The organism is Formivibrio sp. oc-25, assembly GCF_055810895.1.
Genome location: NZ_JBVVOL010000003.1, coordinates 1 through 15,898, shown reverse-complemented (window position 1 = coordinate 15,898; position 15,898 = coordinate 1). Strand labels below are relative to the sequence as shown.

The following is a 15,898-nucleotide window of genomic DNA, read 5'->3' as shown; positions in this document are numbered from 1 at the left end:
TTTTCCAAGCCTTAGCCTTGCCATGACTGATCTTGTCCGCGAAGTCGGCCGCCGCCGCACCTTCGCCATTATTTCGCACCCGGATGCCGGTAAAACCACGCTGACCGAAAAATTGCTGCTGTTCTCCGGTGCCATTCTGCTTGCTGGCGCGGTGAAGGCCAAGAAAGGCGGCAAGTCAGCCACGTCCGACTGGATGGAAATCGAAAAGCAGCGCGGTATTTCCGTGGCATCCTCGGTCATGCAATTCGATTACCGTGATCACGTGGTCAACCTGCTCGACACCCCCGGCCACCAGGATTTCTCGGAAGACACCTACCGCGTGCTGACCGCGGTCGACTCTGCCCTGATGGTGATCGATGCCGCCAAGGGTGTGGAAGAACAGACGATCAAGCTCTTGAACGTCTGCCGCCTGCGCAACACGCCGATCATCACCTTCATGAACAAGTATGACCGGGAAGTGCGCGACAGCCTGGAATTGCTCGATGAAGTGGAATCGGTACTGAAGATCCGCTGCGCGCCGGTAACCTGGCCAATCGGCATGGGCAAGACCTTCCGTGGCGTGTATCACATCCTCAAGGATGAAGTGCTGCTGTTCTCGCCTGGCAGCGCCAAGGCCAATGAAGTGGCCGAAGTAATCCAGGGGCTGGACAACCCGCGTCTGGATGAACTCTTCCCGCTGGAAATCGAACAGACCCGCATGGAGCTGGAACTGGTGCAGGGCGCCAGCCATCCGTTCGTGCTCGAGGAATTCCTTGCAGGTGAACTGACACCGGTCTTCTTTGGTTCCGCCATCAACAACTTCGGCGTACGCGAAATCCTGAATGCCCTGGTCGACTGGGCGCCGGCACCGGGCGAGCGCGATGCCACCAGCCGCACGGTCAAGCCAACCGAGGAGAAGTTTTCAGCCTTCGTGTTCAAGATCCAGGCCAATATGGATCCGAAACACCGCGATCGCATCGCCTTCCTGCGCGTGTGCTCGGGCGAATTCACACGCGGCATGAAGCTCAAGCACCTGCGCCTGCAGCGCGATATCGCGGCCAACTCGGTGGTCACCTTCATGGCGCAGGGGCGCGAACAGGTCGAAGAAGCCTATGCCGGCGACATCATCGGCCTGCCCAACCACGGCAACATCCAGATCGGCGATTCGTTCTCCGAAGGCGAGGCACTGTCGTTTACCGGCATCCCTTACTTCGCCCCGGAGCTGTTCCGTCTTGTGCGCATCAAGAACCCGCTCAAGATCAAGCAATTGCAAAAAGGCTTGCAGCAGCTCGGCGAAGAAGGCGCAGTGCAGGTCTTCAAACCGCTCAACGGCTCCGATCTGATTCTGGGCGCAGTGGGCGTGCTGCAGTTCGAAGTGGTGGCCAGCCGGCTGGCCAATGAATATGGCGTGGAAGCCATCTTTGAATCGACCACGATCTACACTGCGCGCTGGGTAACCTGCGAGGACCCGAAGATCCTGGCCGATTTCGAGCGGCAACTGGTCAACAACCTCGGTCGCGATGCAGCCGACAGCCTGGCTTATCTCGCCACCAGCCGGGTTAACCTGCAACTGACGCAGGAGCGCTGGCCCAAGATCGTGTTCCACGAAACACGCGAACATGCCGTGACCCTGTAAACACCACAACGCCTGATTCACAGAATCAGGCGTTGTCATTTGATGGGCAATATTTGGCAAGCATCAAAGCAAAACACCCCACGAGGCCACGCGACACGCTAGACTAACCAGCAATCGCACACGCCCCCGAACACACACGGGCGATGCACCGCAATATTTACCAAACAGGAGCGCAACCATGTCCCAACTGAACAACGAGGATCTCGACAAACTCGACGCCTACCTGATGTCCGATGCCACGCCCGAAGAAACCATGGATCTGGAAATGCTCGATGGGTTTCTGGTCTCGCTGGCCATCGGCCCGGAAGGCACGCCGGTCGAGCAATGGCTGCCAGAGGTATTCGGCGGCCATCTGCCTGACGATTTCGACCCGGAAATCCGTGACATCATCCTGCGCCAGGCCGAAGCGGTAGCCGCCAGTTTTGCTGCACCTGCCCGCGAAAAGCAGCCGGAAGACGAGCCGCTCTACTACCCGCTCGTGCTGCAGGACGAAACCGGCGATGACAACTGGATGGATACGCTCGGTCAATACTGGGCCAGCGGCTTCCGTGCCGGGATCCTGTTGCGCGAACAGGACTGGATCGATGCCATGGACGAGGATGAAGAGCTCTCCGATCTGGTCTGCGACATCATGACCCTGGAAATCGGTCGCCATCCGGAACGCACCAGCGAAATCCTCAACCGCCGCGAGCGCGAGGAGCGCGTGGATGAACTGCCCTGGCTGGTGGAAGGCGTGCTGTATCGCTGGCTGGAGCGCAAGTACGGCCGCGTGGAAACCGTTGTCAACGATGGCCCCAAGATTGGCCGCAATGACCCCTGCCCCTGCGGCAGCGGCAAGAAGTACAAGAAGTGCTGCGGCGCCGACTAAACTTCACCGGTCCTGATCACGAACAGCCACCCATCCGGTTGGCTGTTTTTATTTCCAGGCATCACCATGAACCACGTTTTCCTGTTCGACTGGGGCGACACGCTGATGCGCGACGACCTCAACCAGACCGGCCCGATGTGGCAATGGCCGACCGTGCATGCGCTGCCAGGGGCAATTGAAGCGTTGCAGTGGGCACAAGCGCATGGCCGTGTCGGCATCGCCAGTGGTGCATCGGATTCGGACGGGGACGACATTCGTGCCGCGCTGGTACGGGTTGGCCTGGCACGATTCGTCGACATCATTTTTTGCCGCAAGACACTTGGCTTCAGCAAGACCGATCCACGCTTCTGGCAAACCCTCATTGCCCGCCTCGGTGTACCTGCCCGGCAAATCTGCATGGTCGGCGATAGTTATCAGGCCGATGTACTTGCGCCTTCTGCCCTGGGCATCCATGCCATCTGGTTCAATTGGCGCCACGAACCACCGCACCCCTGCCCGACCATCACAACCCTGCAAGAATTGCCACAGGTGATCGGTGCCGATTTGCTAGAATCCCCTACTTTGTTTTCCCATCGATCCTCCGGAGCTGACATGCCGACCCTGAACGAACAATTCGCCAGCCGCCTTGCGCGCCTTGGCATCCGCATTCCCGAAGCGCTGCTGCCCAAGGCTGGCACCGATCTGGCCAAGTGGTCGGTCGTTGCTTGCGACCAGTACACCTCGGACCACGCCTACTGGAATCAGGTCGAAGCCTTGGTCGGCGACGCGCCTTCCTCCTTGCGCATCACCCTGCCGGAAATTTTTCTGGAACAACCGGGCATTGAAGGCCGCATCAGCGCCATTCACGCCGCCATGGCCGATTACATGGCACGCGGTATTCTGGAAAACCGTGGCGAGGCCATCACCTACATCAAGCGTACGACCGCACACTCCGGCACGCGCGAAGGACTGCTGTTCGCGATGGATCTGGAGCGTTACAGCTATGCGCGCGACTCCAAGAGCCTGATCCGCGCCACGGAAGGCACCATCGTCGATCGCATCCCGCCGCGTCTGGCTGTGCGTCGCGCAGCACCGCTCGAATTGCCGCACATCATGATCCTGATCGACGATGCCAAGCGCGAATTGATTGAAGGTCTGGCCGCCAAGGTCGCCGATTTCGAACCGGCTTACGATGTGGAACTGATGCAGCACGGCGGCCACCTGCAAGGTTGGCGCATCAGCAAGCCGGAACAAGTGGATAGCATCATTGCCGGCCTGGAAAAACTGCTGGATCAGACCATCGCGGCACAGAAGAGCGAAGAGCCGCTATTCTTCGCCATGGGCGATGGCAACCACAGCTTGGCCACGGCCAAGGCTCGCTGGGAGGAAACCAAGGCCGAACTGGCCGCTGCGGGCAAATCCCAGGACGAAATCCTCGCCCACCCTGCCCGCTTCGCATTGGCCGAGATCGTCAACATCCACAGCCCGGGCCTGCTGTTCGAACCGATCCACCGCGTCGTATTCACCCAGCAGGTAGCCGCGCTGACGGCTGCACTGCAGGCCAGCGAAGAGGTCGCCAGCATCACGCCGATCGGGGAAGCCGACTTGCAGGCGTTGCTCGCCAGCCCGCAAGGCCAGGACAAGGCCGGTTATTTCGATGGCCAGCAGTACTTCGCGATTGCCTACAAGCCGGAAGTGAAAAAACTGCCGCCGGCACTGGTGGACGAATTATTCGCCCGCTTCAAGCAAAGCAGCGATGCTGCCGCGCGCATCGACTTCATCCACGGCTGGGAGGACAACAAGAAACTGGCTGCCGAGGGTGCCGGCTGCTTCTTCCTGCCAGTGATCGCACGCGATGCACTGATCGGCTGGGTGCAGGAAAACGGTCCGCTGCCACGCAAGTCGTTCAGCATGGGCGATGCCGAGGAAAAACGCTATTACATGGAAGCACGCCGCATTACGCTGTGAGGTGTGAGGTGTGAGGTGTGAGGTGTGAGGTGTGAGGTGTGAGGTGGCAGTTTCCACCTCCGCCCTCAATCCCGAATCAATAGCCAAAAAAACGCCAGCCCGAAAGAGCTGGCGTTTTTGCTTTCAAGCTTGCCGGTGCTTATTCAGCAGCCGGAGCTTCCGGTGCTGCGGCCGGTGCAGCTTCAGCAGCCGGAGCTTGCTGGGCTTCTTCGTTCAGCACAGCCTTGATCGACAGACGTACACGACCACGCTCGTCCTGCTCCAGCGCCTTCACACGTACGACCTGGCCTTCCTTGAGGTAGTCGCTCACGTTCTTCACGCGCTCGTTGGCAATCTGGCTGATATGCACCAAGCCATCCTTGCCCGGCAGGATCGAAACGATGGCACCGACGTTATTGTCGAGAATCTTGACCACGGGGCCTTCGTAGATCCGGCCGATTTCAACTTCGGCAGTGATCTCTTCGATCTTCTTCTTGGCCGCATCGGCACCTTCACCCGAAACGGAAGCGATGGTGATGGTACCGTCTTCCTGGATGTCGATCGTGGTACCGGTTTCTTCGGTAATCGCACGAATCACAGCACCACCCTTGCCGATCACGTCACGGATTTTTTCCGGATTGATCTTCATGGTGTACAGGCGCGGAGCATGTTCCGAGACTTCCTGGCGCGCACCGTCGAGGGTGCCCTTCATGATGCCGAGGATATGCAGGCGGCCTTCCTTGGCCTGATCCAGCGCCACCTTCATGATTTCCTTGGTGATGCCATTGATCTTGATATCCATCTGCAGCGCGGTCACGCCACCTTCGGTACCGGCCACCTTGAAGTCCATGTCACCCAGGTGATCTTCGTCACCCAGAATGTCGGTCAACACGGCAAAGCGGTTGCCTTCCTTGATCAGGCCCATGGCAATGCCGGCCACGTGATTCTTCATCGGCACACCGGCATCCATCAGTGCCAGACTGCCGCCACACACGGATGCCATCGACGAGGAACCGTTGGATTCGGTAATCTCAGAGACCACGCGCATGGAGTAGCTGAAATCTTCCGGCTTGGGCAGCATGGCAATCAATGCGCGCTTGGCTAGGCGGCCATGGCCGATTTCGCGGCGCTTCGGTGTGCCAACACGGCCGACTTCACCGGTCGAGTACGGCGGGAAGTTGTAGTGCAGCATGAAGCGATCAGTATATTCACCGGCCAGCGCATCGATAACCTGCTCATCACGGCTGGTACCCAGCGTGGCCACGACCAGTGCCTGGGTTTCGCCGCGGGTAAACAGCACGGAACCATGGGTACGCGGCAGCACGCCGGTACGGATGCTGATCGGGCGCACGGTGCGGGTATCGCGGCCGTCAATACGCGGCTCGCCGCGCAGGATCTGGCCACGCACGATTTCGGCTTCCAGACCGTGGAAGATGTCCTTGATCTCGTTGGCTTCCAGCGTGCCGGTTTCCTCGGTGATCAGCGCAGCCTTGACCTTGGCCCATACGTCGTTGACAGCAGCAGTACGCAGTTGCTTGGAGCGGACCTTGTAAGCGGCATCCAGGCCTGCGGAGGCCAGTTCACGGATCTGGGCGATCAGCGGCTCGTTCTTGACCGGTTCGCTCCAATCGAAGAGTTCCGGGTTCACTTCGTCAGCCAGTTCGTTGATGGCCTTGATCGCAGCCTGCATCTGCTCGTGACCGAACACCACGGCGCCCAGCATCACGTCTTCCGGCAATTCATCGGCTTCGGATTCAACCATCAGCACAGCCTGTTCAGTACCGGCCACCACCAGATCGAGCTTGGAATTCTTCAACTCATCGGCGGTCGGGCACAGCACATACTGGCTATCGACATAACCGACACGCGCCGCACCGATCGGACCATCAAACGGCAAGCCGGAAATGGCCAGCGCAGCCGAAGCACCGATCATGGCAGCGATATCCGAATCAATCTGCGGATCAATCGAGATCGTGGTGGCTACGATCTGCACGTCATTGTAGAAACCTTCCGGAAACAGCGGACGGATCGGACGATCGATCAAGCGGCTGGTCAGGATTTCCTTTTCGGAAGGACGGCCTTCACGCTTGAAGAAACCACCCGGAATCTTGCCGGCAGCGTAGGTACGTTCTTGGTAATCAACGGTCAGCGGGAAAAAATCCTGGCCGGGTTTTACATTCTTGGCGGCAACAACCGTCACCAATACAACGGTGTCATCCATGCTGACCAGAACGGCACCGGTAGCTTGGCGAGCGATTTCGCCGGTTTCCAGGGTCACACTATGCTTGCCGTACTGGAAGGTCTTGGTAAATTTATTGAACACTATTCTTTCCTTTTCATCATTTGCCCCCAGCCGAGGCGCGATTGCATTCCGCTGCGATCTGGCTGGCAGGAGCAAGCTCCCGATCGCCGGTTCCGGCACACCGCTACTTCCTTCTGCCGCCGGAACCGCTGTTTGGGCAGGAGGGAAGGTACAAACAAAAAGGTCGCAGCCTTGGCTGCGACCTTTTTGCCGGTATTACTTGCGCAGGCCGAGTTTTGCGATCAGCTCGCGATAGCCTTCCGGGTTGGTCCGCTTGAAGTAGTCCAGCAGACGACGACGACGGCTAACCATTTTCAAGAGACCACGGCGGGAATGGTGATCCTTGCTGTGCTCCTTGAAGTGCGGAGTCAGGTCATTGATACGGGCAGTCAGCAGTGCAACCTGCACTTCAGGGCTACCGGTATCGCCTTCGGCGCGTTGGAATTGCTTGAGGATGTCAGCTTTTTGAGCGACGGTTACAGTCATGGTAATGCTCCAGTTTTAAAGGGCTTGACGCCCGACAAGCGACAGGGAGTAACACCCCCCGATGCTCCATTAGCCACCGACCTACAGGCCGGACAGCAGGCGTTTGGGTCGCAGCAGGCAATCTGCCACCTCACCCAAACCGATGAACCGCGTATTATCCCGACTTTCACCCGGTGCGTAAAGCCGGTATTCACCCGCATCGGCCGGTCGGTTGATGACCATGCCGTGACGCATGCGTGCGAATTCGGCCTCAGTCAACTCGATCGCAGGCAATTCCTGCAACAACACATCCGCAGGCAACAAGCTTGCCTCACGCTGCGCCATGTCCATGGCTTCAAACTGCGCCAGCGAAATCGCATCCTCGATGCCAAAACCGGCCGTCCGCGTGCGACGCAAGCCGGTCAGGTACGCACCGCACCCCAGCGCCTTGCCGATATCATCAGCCAACACGCGGATATAAGTGCCTTTCGAGCAGCGCACATCAACCACCAGAACATCATCGGCGAAATCAATCAGATCCAGCGCATAGATTTCCACCTGCCGTGCGGCACGTTCAATTTCTACGCCCTGACGTGCATACTCATACAGGGATTTTCCCTCAAACTTGAGCGCGGAATGCATCGGCGGCACCTGGCTGATCGAGCCCAAAAACTGATCGAGCACCAGGCGTACCGCGATTTCATCGCACGACACATCGCCAGAGCGGCTGATCACGCCCTCGCCATCCAGCGTCGTGGAGATCTCACCCAGCTTGATCGTGGCCCGATAAGCCTTGTCGGCATCAAGCATGCGCTGGGCGAACTTGGTCGCCTCGCCAAAACACAAGGGCAGCAAGCCCGTTGCAAACGGATCCAGCACCCCGGTATGCCCGCCTTTTTCGGCCGAAAGCAGCCAGCGGCACTTTTGCAAGACACCGTTGCTGGAAAAACCAAAAGGCTTGTCCAGCAACAATACGCCATCAATTTTTCTTTTTGCCATCGTTTCAAAAGCGGTGAACGTGTGAACTAGTGAAGAAGTGAACAAATACAGAAATAATGGCTGGCAACAATACCAATGTTTTCTTGTTCACTCATTCACTCATTCACTGGTTCACTCATCTCCCCCATCCGCCTTGGGCAGGCTGGAGGCTTCGTTGATCAGGCGGGTCAACTGCACGCCATGTTCAACCGAATGGTCGTATTCGAAGTGCAATTCCGGCATCTTGAAGAGCTTGATGCCACGTGCCAGCTCGCTGCGCAGAAAACCCTTGGCATGCTCCAGCACGCCAGCAATTTCCTTGGCCTCGTCAGCAGAACCGAGAAAGGTATAGAAGATTTTGGCATGCGAATAATCACGCGTGACTTCAACGTCGGTCACGGTGATCAGCTTTGCCTTGGGGTGATCCAGCTCGCCACGAATCAGCTCGGCAATATCACGCTGGACTTGTTGTGCCACACGATCGGCACGGGAAAAATTCTTGGGCATGTCGTTTCCTCCTGTGAGGAGTAAAGGGTCCGGGGTCAGGTGCAACTCCAAACGCCGTAATGCAATGCAAAAAGGAAAAGGCGCAAGGTCTGCACCTTGCGCCAATCGAAGCTGGAGGCGCAACACCTCACGCCTCCTGCTTTACTCCTTACAGAGTACGCGCCACTTCGATCACTTCGAAGATTTCCAGCTGATCGCCTTCTAGAATGTCATTGAAGTTCTTCAGCGACAGACCACATTCGAAGCCGGCCTTCACTTCCTTCACGTCATCCTTGTAGCGCTTGAGGCTGTCGAGCTCGCCCTGGTGAATCACTACGTTGTTGCGCAGCAAGCGAACGCCGGAATGGCGCTTGACCACACCATCCATCACCAGACAGCCGGCAATCGAGCCGACCTTGGAGATGTGGAACACCTGACGGATTTCCACCAGACCGGTGATCTGTTCCTTCTTCTCCGGTGCCAGCATGCCCGACAGTGCCGCCTTCACATCGTCCACCACGTCGTAGATGATGTTGTAGTAGCGGATATCCACGCCTTCGCTCTCGGCCAGCTTGCGCGCAGCCGCATCGGCACGCACATTGAAGCCAATCACCACGGCCTTGGATGCCAGAGCCAGGTTGATATCGGATTCGGAGATGCCGCCAACACCCGAGTGCAATATCTGTACGCGTACTTCGTCGGTCGACAGCTTCTGCAAGGAACCCGCCAGCGCTTCGGCCGAACCCTGAACGTCGGACTTGATAATGACCGGCAGGCTTTGCACTTCGCCCTCGGCCATCTGGGCAAACATGTTTTCCAGCTTGGCTGCCTGCTGCCGCGCCAATTTTACGTCACGGAACTTGCCCTGACGGAACAGCGCAATTTCACGCGCCTTCTTCTCGTCAGCCAGCACCATGGCATCTTCACCAGCAGCCGGCACATCGGACAGGCCGAGAATCTCGACCGGAATCGACGGACCTGCTTCGTTGATGTTCTTGCCGTTTTCATCCAGCATGGCACGTACACGGCCATAGACTTGGCCTGCCAGCACCACATCGCCCTTTCTGAGCGTGCCGGATTGCACCAGCATGGTGGCTACCGGACCACGACCCTTGTCCAGACGAGCTTCGATGATGATGCCCTTGCCCGGCGCATCCTCGGCCGAGGTCAGTTCCAGCACTTCGGCCTGCAGCAGGATCGCATCGAGCAGATCATCGATACCGAGACCCTGCTTGGCCGATACATGCACAAACTGGCAATCGCCACCCCAGTCTTCCGGCACCACCTCATGGCTGACCAGTTCCTGGCGGATACGCTCGGGGTTGGCTTCCGGCTTGTCGATCTTGTTCACGGCCACCACGATCGGCACACCCGCCGCCTTGGCATGGTGAATCGCCTCGATCGTTTGCGGCATTACGCCATCATCAGCCGCCACCACCAGCACCACGATATCGGTAACCTTGGCACCACGAGCACGCATCGCCGTAAAGGCTTCGTGACCCGGAGTATCAAGGAAGGTAATGATGCCCTTGTCGGTTTCGACATGGTAAGCACCGATATGCTGGGTAATGCCACCCGCTTCACCGGCTGCCACTTTGGCACGACGAATCCGGTCAAGCAGCGAGGTCTTGCCGTGATCGACGTGACCCATGACGGTCACCACCGGCGCACGCGGCTTTTCTTCATGCTCGGCCTGTTGCGATTCATCCAGATAGGTTTCCGGATCATCCAGCTTGGCAGCAATCGGCTTATGGCCCATTTCTTCAACCACGATCATCGCGGTTTCCTGATCAAGCACCTGGTTGATGGTTACCATCATGCCCATCTTCATCAGGGTCTTGACGACTTCCACACCCTTCACGGCCATCTTGTGTGCCAAATCGGCCACGGAAATGGTCTCGGGAATGGCGACATCGCGAGTCACCGGCTCGGTCGGGGCCTGGAAGGCGTGGGCATTGTCGTTATCATGCTGACTGCCCTTGTGCTTGCCACCGGCCTTGCGGCTCTTCCATTCATTACCGGCATCGCCACCACGGGTCTTGATGCCTTTTTTACCGCGACCTTCTTCGGACCAATTTCCGCCCTTCTTGTCCTTCTTGTCCGCCGCATTGCGGTTGGCCGGCTGTGCAGCAGGCGCTGGTGCAGCCTTGGCGGGCTCAGGTGCCTTGAGCGGGGTGCTGCTCGGCTTACGCAATTCGACACGCTGACCAACCCGTGGGCGATCTGCAGTGGGCTCGACACGCGGCTTATGCGGGGCAACCGGTGCGGTTGCAGGCGCCTTTTCCGGTGCTGGCTTGGCAACCTGCGGAACCGGCTCAACGGCCTTTTCAACCGTTATGGATGCTGGCTGTACCTCAGGCACTACAGCAGCTTCAACCGGCACAACCTCAGGGGCTGGCGCTGCGGCCGGAACAACCGGCTCAGCCTTGCGAACTTCGCGCTCCTGACGTGCGCGCATGTCTGCTGCCTGGCGAGCAAACAGCTCGCTCTGGCGGCGGGCATCGGCTTCACGGGCCAGACGCTCGGCTTCGTCAATCACCGTCGAACCACCTACCGGCGCCGCACCGCTATAACCAGAGCCAACCTCCGGCGCCACCACAATGCGCTTCTTGCGCACTTCAACCTGGATGGTCTTGGCCTTGCCGGTCGCATCGGTCTTGCGGATTTCAGTAGTCTGCTTGCGCGTCAAAGTGATTTTTGCCTTTTCTGCATTGCTGGCGCTGCCATGCTTTTGCTTCAGATGCTCGAGCAGACGTGCCTTGTCCTGCGGGGCAAGCAGATCATTCTCGCTGCGCTTGTCCACACCGGCCGCACGCAGTTGTTCCAAGAGCTCTTGCGGCGGCATTTTCAGCTCCGCTGCAAACTGGCTCACATTCATTTCACTCATACCTTGTCCTCCCTGACGCTCAAGCGAACCAATGTTCGCGCGCCTTCATGATGAGTTGCTTGGCGGCCTCTTCGCTGATGCCGGTCATTTCCATGAGCTCATCCACGGCCAGTTCGGCAAGGTCGTCACGGGTGCGGATCTCGTGCTCGGCCAATTGCGCCGCAAGCTCCACAGTCATTCCTTCGAGCGTTTTCAGGTCTTCAGCCTGATGCTCGAGTTTTTCTTCCAGCGCAATCGCACGGGTCAAGAGCGCATCACGCGCACGTGCGCGCAATTCATTCACGGTCTGCTCGTCAAATGCTTCAATTTCCAGCATTTCATTGAGCGGCACATAGGCCACCTCTTCCAGTGTGGTGAAGCCTTCCTGCACCAGCACATCAGCCACGTCATCATCGACATCCAGCGCTTCTGCGAACATCTTGCGCACACCGTCGAATTCTTCCTGGTGCTTCTGCTCGGCCTGATCGACCGTCATGATATTGAGCTTCCAGCCCGACAACTCGGAAGCCAGCTTCACGTTCTGACCACCACGGCCAATCGCCATGGCCAGGTTATCCTCATCAACAACCACATCCATGCTGTGATTGTCTTCATCGATCAGGATCGAGCTGACTTCAGCCGGGGACAGGGCGTTAATCACGAACTGAGCCGGATCATGCGACCACAGCACGATATCCACGCGCTCACCGGCAAGTTCATTGCTGACTGCATTCACGCGCGATCCGCGCACGCCGATGCAGGTGCCCTGCGGATCGACACGCGGGTCATTGGATTTCACGGCAATCTTGGCGCGCATGCCTGAATCACGTGCCACGCCCTTGAGCTCGATCAGGCCATTTTCAATTTCCGGCACTTCCAGCTCGAACAGCTTGGCCATGAACTCCGGTGCGGTACGCGAAAGCACCAGCATCGGGCCGCGGCCGAGACGATCGATGCGCAGCAGGAACGCTTTCACGCGGTCGCCCACGCGCAGGTTTTCCTTCGGGATCATGTGCTCGCGCGGCAGCAGGGCTTCCAGCTTGCCATTGATTTCGATGATGGCATTACCGCGCTCAAGGCGCTTGATCGTGCCCGATACGATATGTTCGCGGCGCTGCAGGAAATCATTCAGGTTCTGCTCGCGCTCGGCATCGCGGATGCGCTGCAGAATGACCTGCTTGGCAGCCTGCGCACCGATACGGCCAAATTCGATCGGCTCGAGCTCGACTTCCCAGGTGTCGCCCAGCTTGAGCTTGGCATCATAATCACCCACATCGGTCAGCGCGATCTGGCGAGAAGGCTCTTCGTGATCATTATCCTCAACCACGGTCCAGACTCGGAATGAGCGGTATTCGCCCGTATCGCGATCAATGGAAACGCGCACTTCCACTTCATCATCGAAGCGTTTCTTGGTGGCCGACGCCAAAGCGATTTCCAGCGCACCAAACACGATCTCGCGATCCACGTTTTTCTCATGAGCCAGCGCATCAACTAGCACCAGAATTTCACGATTCATTTTTTACACACCTCCGGGCGACTCAGGCCGCCTGATTCAACGCATCCAATTACTTCTTCTTGCGAACCGGCGCCGGCTTGCCGATCTGCGGTTCCAGGCGAACCTTATCCACGGTCTGGCGCGGAAAGCGCAGTACTTCGCCTTCCACATCAACCACCACATCACCATCAACCAGACCTTCGAGCTTGCCGACAAAATGACGGCGACGATCTTCCAGCGGCACGCGCAACTTGACCTTGACCATTTCACCGGCAAAGCGCACAAAGGCCTCCGGGGTTCTCAAGGGGCGATCAAGACCGGGCGAGGAAACTTCCAGCCGTTCATAATCGATGTTTTCCACCATGAACAGGCGCGTCAGGTGGTTACTCACCTCGACACAATCGTCAATGGAGATACCTTCGGGCTTGTCGATAAAAATACGCAACAGGCCACGACTACCAAACTCAAGCTCCACGAGTTCATAGCCCATGCCCGACAATGTCTTTTCCAGCAGCGATTGCAAATTGTTCGCCATAACTCACTCGGTCGATACAAACAAAAAATGGGCTGCAACTGCGTGCGCCCATTTGAAAGCACATCCCTGACATATCCGGGAATCGCGCTATTGTAGCAAAAAAACCACCCGAGCGGAATAGCGCATGCGGGCTTAGTGAGCCCGACAAGCAAATGCCTCGTCAGGCCAAATCTATCGCCACCTTGAAAAAAGTACGCTTGATCGCGGTTTCCTGTCCGGACCAGGCCAGGCCGATGCAGGAACGATGTCCCGGCAGTAAAAGTTCGCGCACGGTGACGCCTGCCGGTGGTGTGGTCAATGCCAGCCCTGGCAGTATGCCAATTCCCATCCCGGCCGAAATCAGCGCCAGCATGGTGGTGAATTCGCCCAACTCCTGAATCACCTGCAGATTGAGTCCGCTCTGCTTCAGCGCCACGATCAGGCCATCGTAAAAACCGGGCGCAAAACGGCGCGCCAGGACAAAGGCCGGGTAGTCGGCCAGATCACGTGGGGTGATCGCATGCAGATTCTCAAGCGGGTGGTACTGCGGCATGGCCACAATAAACGGTTCATCCAGCACCTGCGCCGTTTCCACCCAACGATCCTCGATCGGCAGACGTACGAAGCCAAAATCGATGCGATTTTCACGCAGTGCCAGCAGTTGGTCCGGCGAAGGCATGTCTTTCATGTCCAGTTCGATCAGTGGGTAGCGCGCATGCAGGGTGCGGATCAGGCGTGGCAGGTAATTGGGCAGCAGCGAGGAAACAAAACCCAGCCGGATCTGGCCGATTTCACCACTATCGGCTGACTGCACCCGTTGCACGGCTCGTTGCGCCTGTGCCAGCGTAGCGCGCGCTTCCGGCAGGAAAATCCGCCCGGCCATGCTCAGCTCGACCTTGTGCCTGTCCCGATCAAACAGCGAGACACCTAGTTCAGATTCCAGCGTCTTGATCTGCATGCTCAAGGCCGGCTGGACGATGCACAGGCGCTCGGCCGCCCGGCCAAAATGCAACTCTTCCGACAGCACCACGAACGAGCGCAACAGTTTCAGTTCCATGTGATGAACTCCCGACAGCATGTGTTTCCAGCGTGATTTTCACCTTATCACGATTTTTGATAACAAAGATCAGAAAAGGCTATTGGCTTGCCGCATGGCCCTGGCCGTATAACTCACACCAACCCATGCATGTCTCGCAAGACATGCCTCAAATTTTTCATTCAACAGTTCAGGAGAAATACCCCATGGCTATCGGAGCTCAAATGTTCAACCTGCAAGGTCGTCGCGCGCTGATCACCGGATCGGGGCAAGGCATCGGCTTTGCCTTGGCGCAAGGCCTGGCTGAAGCCGGCGCCACCGTTGTCATCAATGATCGCGATGAATCCCGCGCAAAATCGGCGGCAGAGAAGCTCAATGCCGCCGGCCTCAAGGCAGAATTCGCCGTATTCGACGTTACCCAGCATGATGAAGTGGCTAGCGCAATCGCCCAAATCGAACAGGATTTCGGTGCCATCGACATTCTGGTGAACAACGCCGGCATCCAGCGCCGCGCACCGATCGAAGATTTCCCGGTCAGCGACTGGAATGCCATCATCGACGTGAATCTCTCCAGCGTTTTCCACGTCTCGCAAGCCGTGGCCAAGCACATGATCCCGCGCCAGAAGGGCAAGATCATCAATATCTGCTCGGTTCAAAGCATGCTGGGCCGCCCTTCAATCGCCCCCTATGCAGCCTCGAAGGGCGCCGTGGCCATGTTCACCAAGGGCTTGTGTACCGACCTGGCCAAGCATGGTCTGCAAATCAACGGTATCGCCCCTGGCTATTTCGTGACTGAACTCACCAAACCGCTGGTCGACAACGAAGAATTCTCGGGCTGGCTATGCAAGCGCACGCCGGCCGGCCGCTGGGGCAATGTCAAGGAACTGACCGGTGCTGCCATTTTCCTGGCCTCCGAAGCTGCCGATTTCGTGAACGGCCATGTGCTGTATGTGGATGGCGGGCTGACCAGCTGCGTTTAAACCTGACTCATTAGGCGGCTGCGCCTTCGCATCTGGCAGTCCCCACAGGGATTTGCTGCGCGGCATCGGGCGGTGCTCGGAACCCGCAAAAGGAGCTACCTTCGGGTCGTCCTCATGGACTTACATGTCCATTCCGGTTCCTGTGCGCCGGCCTCCTGCCACCTGCTTTGGCTCGCTCGCCTACTGGAACAGGTTCGTCCCATCTTTGGGTAGGAATAGGAATCGAAATGGAAGCAAAAGCCTGCGTATTGCATGAAGAAAAAGACCTGCGCATCGAGAATGTGCCGGTTGCAGAAATGAAGGATGACCAGGTACTGGTGCGCATCGGTGCCGGCGGCATCTGCGGCTCTGACCTGCATTACTACCT

The 15,898-nt window shown here is 58.0% G+C and carries 12 protein-coding genes; 4 read left to right on the top strand and 8 right to left on the bottom strand.

Annotated elements, in window-relative coordinates; translation table 11 throughout:
- Positions 1 to 22: 22 nt before the first annotated feature.
- From AC0KVQ_RS02635 to AC0KVQ_RS02625, 3 genes are all read left to right on the top strand, one after another.
- The gene (locus tag AC0KVQ_RS02635) at positions 23 to 1,615 is read left to right on the top strand and encodes a peptide chain release factor 3 (RefSeq protein ID WP_473419564.1); all 1,593 of its coding nucleotides are present in this window, start codon (positions 23 to 25) and stop codon (positions 1,613 to 1,615) included.
- A 178-nt stretch (positions 1,616 to 1,793) separates the two neighbouring features.
- Positions 1,794 to 2,483 carry a UPF0149 family protein gene (locus tag AC0KVQ_RS02630; RefSeq protein ID WP_473419563.1) on the top strand — a complete coding sequence of 230 codons (690 nt, stop codon included), beginning with the start codon at positions 1,794 to 1,796 and terminating at the stop codon, positions 2,481 to 2,483.
- A gap of 66 nt (positions 2,484 to 2,549) precedes the next feature.
- Entirely contained in the window at positions 2,550 to 4,430 is a 1,881-nt protein-coding gene (locus AC0KVQ_RS02625; protein ID WP_473419562.1) for a DUF1015 family protein, read from the top strand.
- A gap of 139 nt (positions 4,431 to 4,569) precedes the next feature.
- Here AC0KVQ_RS02625 and pnp read toward each other — a convergent pair whose 3' ends face one another.
- From pnp to AC0KVQ_RS02585, 8 genes are all read right to left on the bottom strand, one after another.
- The gene (gene pnp, locus AC0KVQ_RS02620; protein ID WP_473419561.1) at positions 4,570 to 6,732 is read right to left on the bottom strand and encodes a polyribonucleotide nucleotidyltransferase; all 2,163 of its coding nucleotides are present in this window, start codon (positions 6,730 to 6,732) and stop codon (positions 4,570 to 4,572) included.
- 195 nt (positions 6,733 to 6,927) lie between these two features.
- Positions 6,928 to 7,197, bottom strand: coding sequence for a 30S ribosomal protein S15 (gene rpsO / locus AC0KVQ_RS02615; protein WP_473419560.1), 270 nt, complete (start codon positions 7,195 to 7,197; stop codon positions 6,928 to 6,930).
- Positions 7,198 to 7,278: 81 nt separating this feature from the next.
- Positions 7,279 to 8,175 (bottom strand): tRNA pseudouridine(55) synthase TruB, encoded by an 897-nt coding sequence (gene truB, locus AC0KVQ_RS02610; protein WP_473419559.1) that lies wholly within the window; start codon positions 8,173 to 8,175, stop codon positions 7,279 to 7,281.
- A 111-nt stretch (positions 8,176 to 8,286) separates the two neighbouring features.
- Complete coding sequence (rbfA, locus tag AC0KVQ_RS02605; RefSeq protein WP_473419558.1) at positions 8,287 to 8,661, bottom strand: 30S ribosome-binding factor RbfA; 375 nt, start codon at positions 8,659 to 8,661, stop codon at positions 8,287 to 8,289.
- Positions 8,662 to 8,809: 148 nt separating this feature from the next.
- Positions 8,810 to 11,527: a translation initiation factor IF-2 gene (infB, locus tag AC0KVQ_RS02600; protein ID WP_473419557.1), complete on the bottom strand. Its 2,718-nt coding sequence runs from the start codon at positions 11,525 to 11,527 to the stop codon at positions 8,810 to 8,812.
- Positions 11,528 to 11,546: 19 nt separating this feature from the next.
- On the bottom strand, positions 11,547 to 13,022 hold the full coding sequence (gene nusA, locus AC0KVQ_RS02595) for a transcription termination factor NusA (RefSeq protein ID WP_473419556.1): 1,476 nt from the start codon (positions 13,020 to 13,022) through the stop codon (positions 11,547 to 11,549).
- Between the two features lie 49 nt (positions 13,023 to 13,071).
- Positions 13,072 to 13,536 (bottom strand): ribosome maturation factor RimP, encoded by a 465-nt coding sequence (rimP, locus tag AC0KVQ_RS02590; protein WP_473419555.1) that lies wholly within the window; start codon positions 13,534 to 13,536, stop codon positions 13,072 to 13,074.
- A gap of 160 nt (positions 13,537 to 13,696) precedes the next feature.
- Complete coding sequence (locus tag AC0KVQ_RS02585) at positions 13,697 to 14,572, bottom strand: LysR family transcriptional regulator (protein WP_473419554.1); 876 nt, start codon at positions 14,570 to 14,572, stop codon at positions 13,697 to 13,699.
- A 185-nt stretch (positions 14,573 to 14,757) separates the two neighbouring features.
- Here AC0KVQ_RS02585 and AC0KVQ_RS02580 point away from each other — a divergent pair, with 185 nt between their 5' ends.
- Positions 14,758 to 15,531, top strand: coding sequence for a glucose 1-dehydrogenase (locus AC0KVQ_RS02580; RefSeq protein WP_473419553.1), 774 nt, complete (start codon positions 14,758 to 14,760; stop codon positions 15,529 to 15,531).
- Positions 15,532 to 15,898: the final 367 nt, after the last annotated feature.

Excerpts from the sequence above, each read along its gene's own strand:
- AC0KVQ_RS02635 (WP_473419564.1), top strand. The coding sequence starts at position 23 with ATGACTGATCTTGTCCGCGAAGTCGGCCGCCGCCGCACCTTCGCCATT.
- AC0KVQ_RS02630 (WP_473419563.1), top strand. The coding sequence starts at position 1,794 with ATGTCCCAACTGAACAACGAGGATCTCGACAAACTCGACGCCTACCTG.
- AC0KVQ_RS02625 (WP_473419562.1), top strand. The coding sequence starts at position 2,550 with ATGAACCACGTTTTCCTGTTCGACTGGGGCGACACGCTGATGCGCGAC.
- rpsO (WP_473419560.1), bottom strand. The coding sequence starts at position 7,197 with ATGACTGTAACCGTCGCTCAAAAAGCTGACATCCTCAAGCAATTCCAA.
- truB (WP_473419559.1), bottom strand. The coding sequence starts at position 8,175 with ATGGCAAAAAGAAAAATTGATGGCGTATTGTTGCTGGACAAGCCTTTT.
- rbfA (WP_473419558.1), bottom strand. The coding sequence starts at position 8,661 with ATGCCCAAGAATTTTTCCCGTGCCGATCGTGTGGCACAACAAGTCCAG.
- infB (WP_473419557.1), bottom strand. The coding sequence starts at position 11,527 with ATGAGTGAAATGAATGTGAGCCAGTTTGCAGCGGAGCTGAAAATGCCG.
- nusA (WP_473419556.1), bottom strand. The coding sequence starts at position 13,022 with ATGAATCGTGAAATTCTGGTGCTAGTTGATGCGCTGGCTCATGAGAAA.
- rimP (WP_473419555.1), bottom strand. The coding sequence starts at position 13,536 with ATGGCGAACAATTTGCAATCGCTGCTGGAAAAGACATTGTCGGGCATG.
- AC0KVQ_RS02585 (WP_473419554.1), bottom strand. The coding sequence starts at position 14,572 with ATGGAACTGAAACTGTTGCGCTCGTTCGTGGTGCTGTCGGAAGAGTTG.
- AC0KVQ_RS02580 (WP_473419553.1), top strand. The coding sequence starts at position 14,758 with ATGGCTATCGGAGCTCAAATGTTCAACCTGCAAGGTCGTCGCGCGCTG.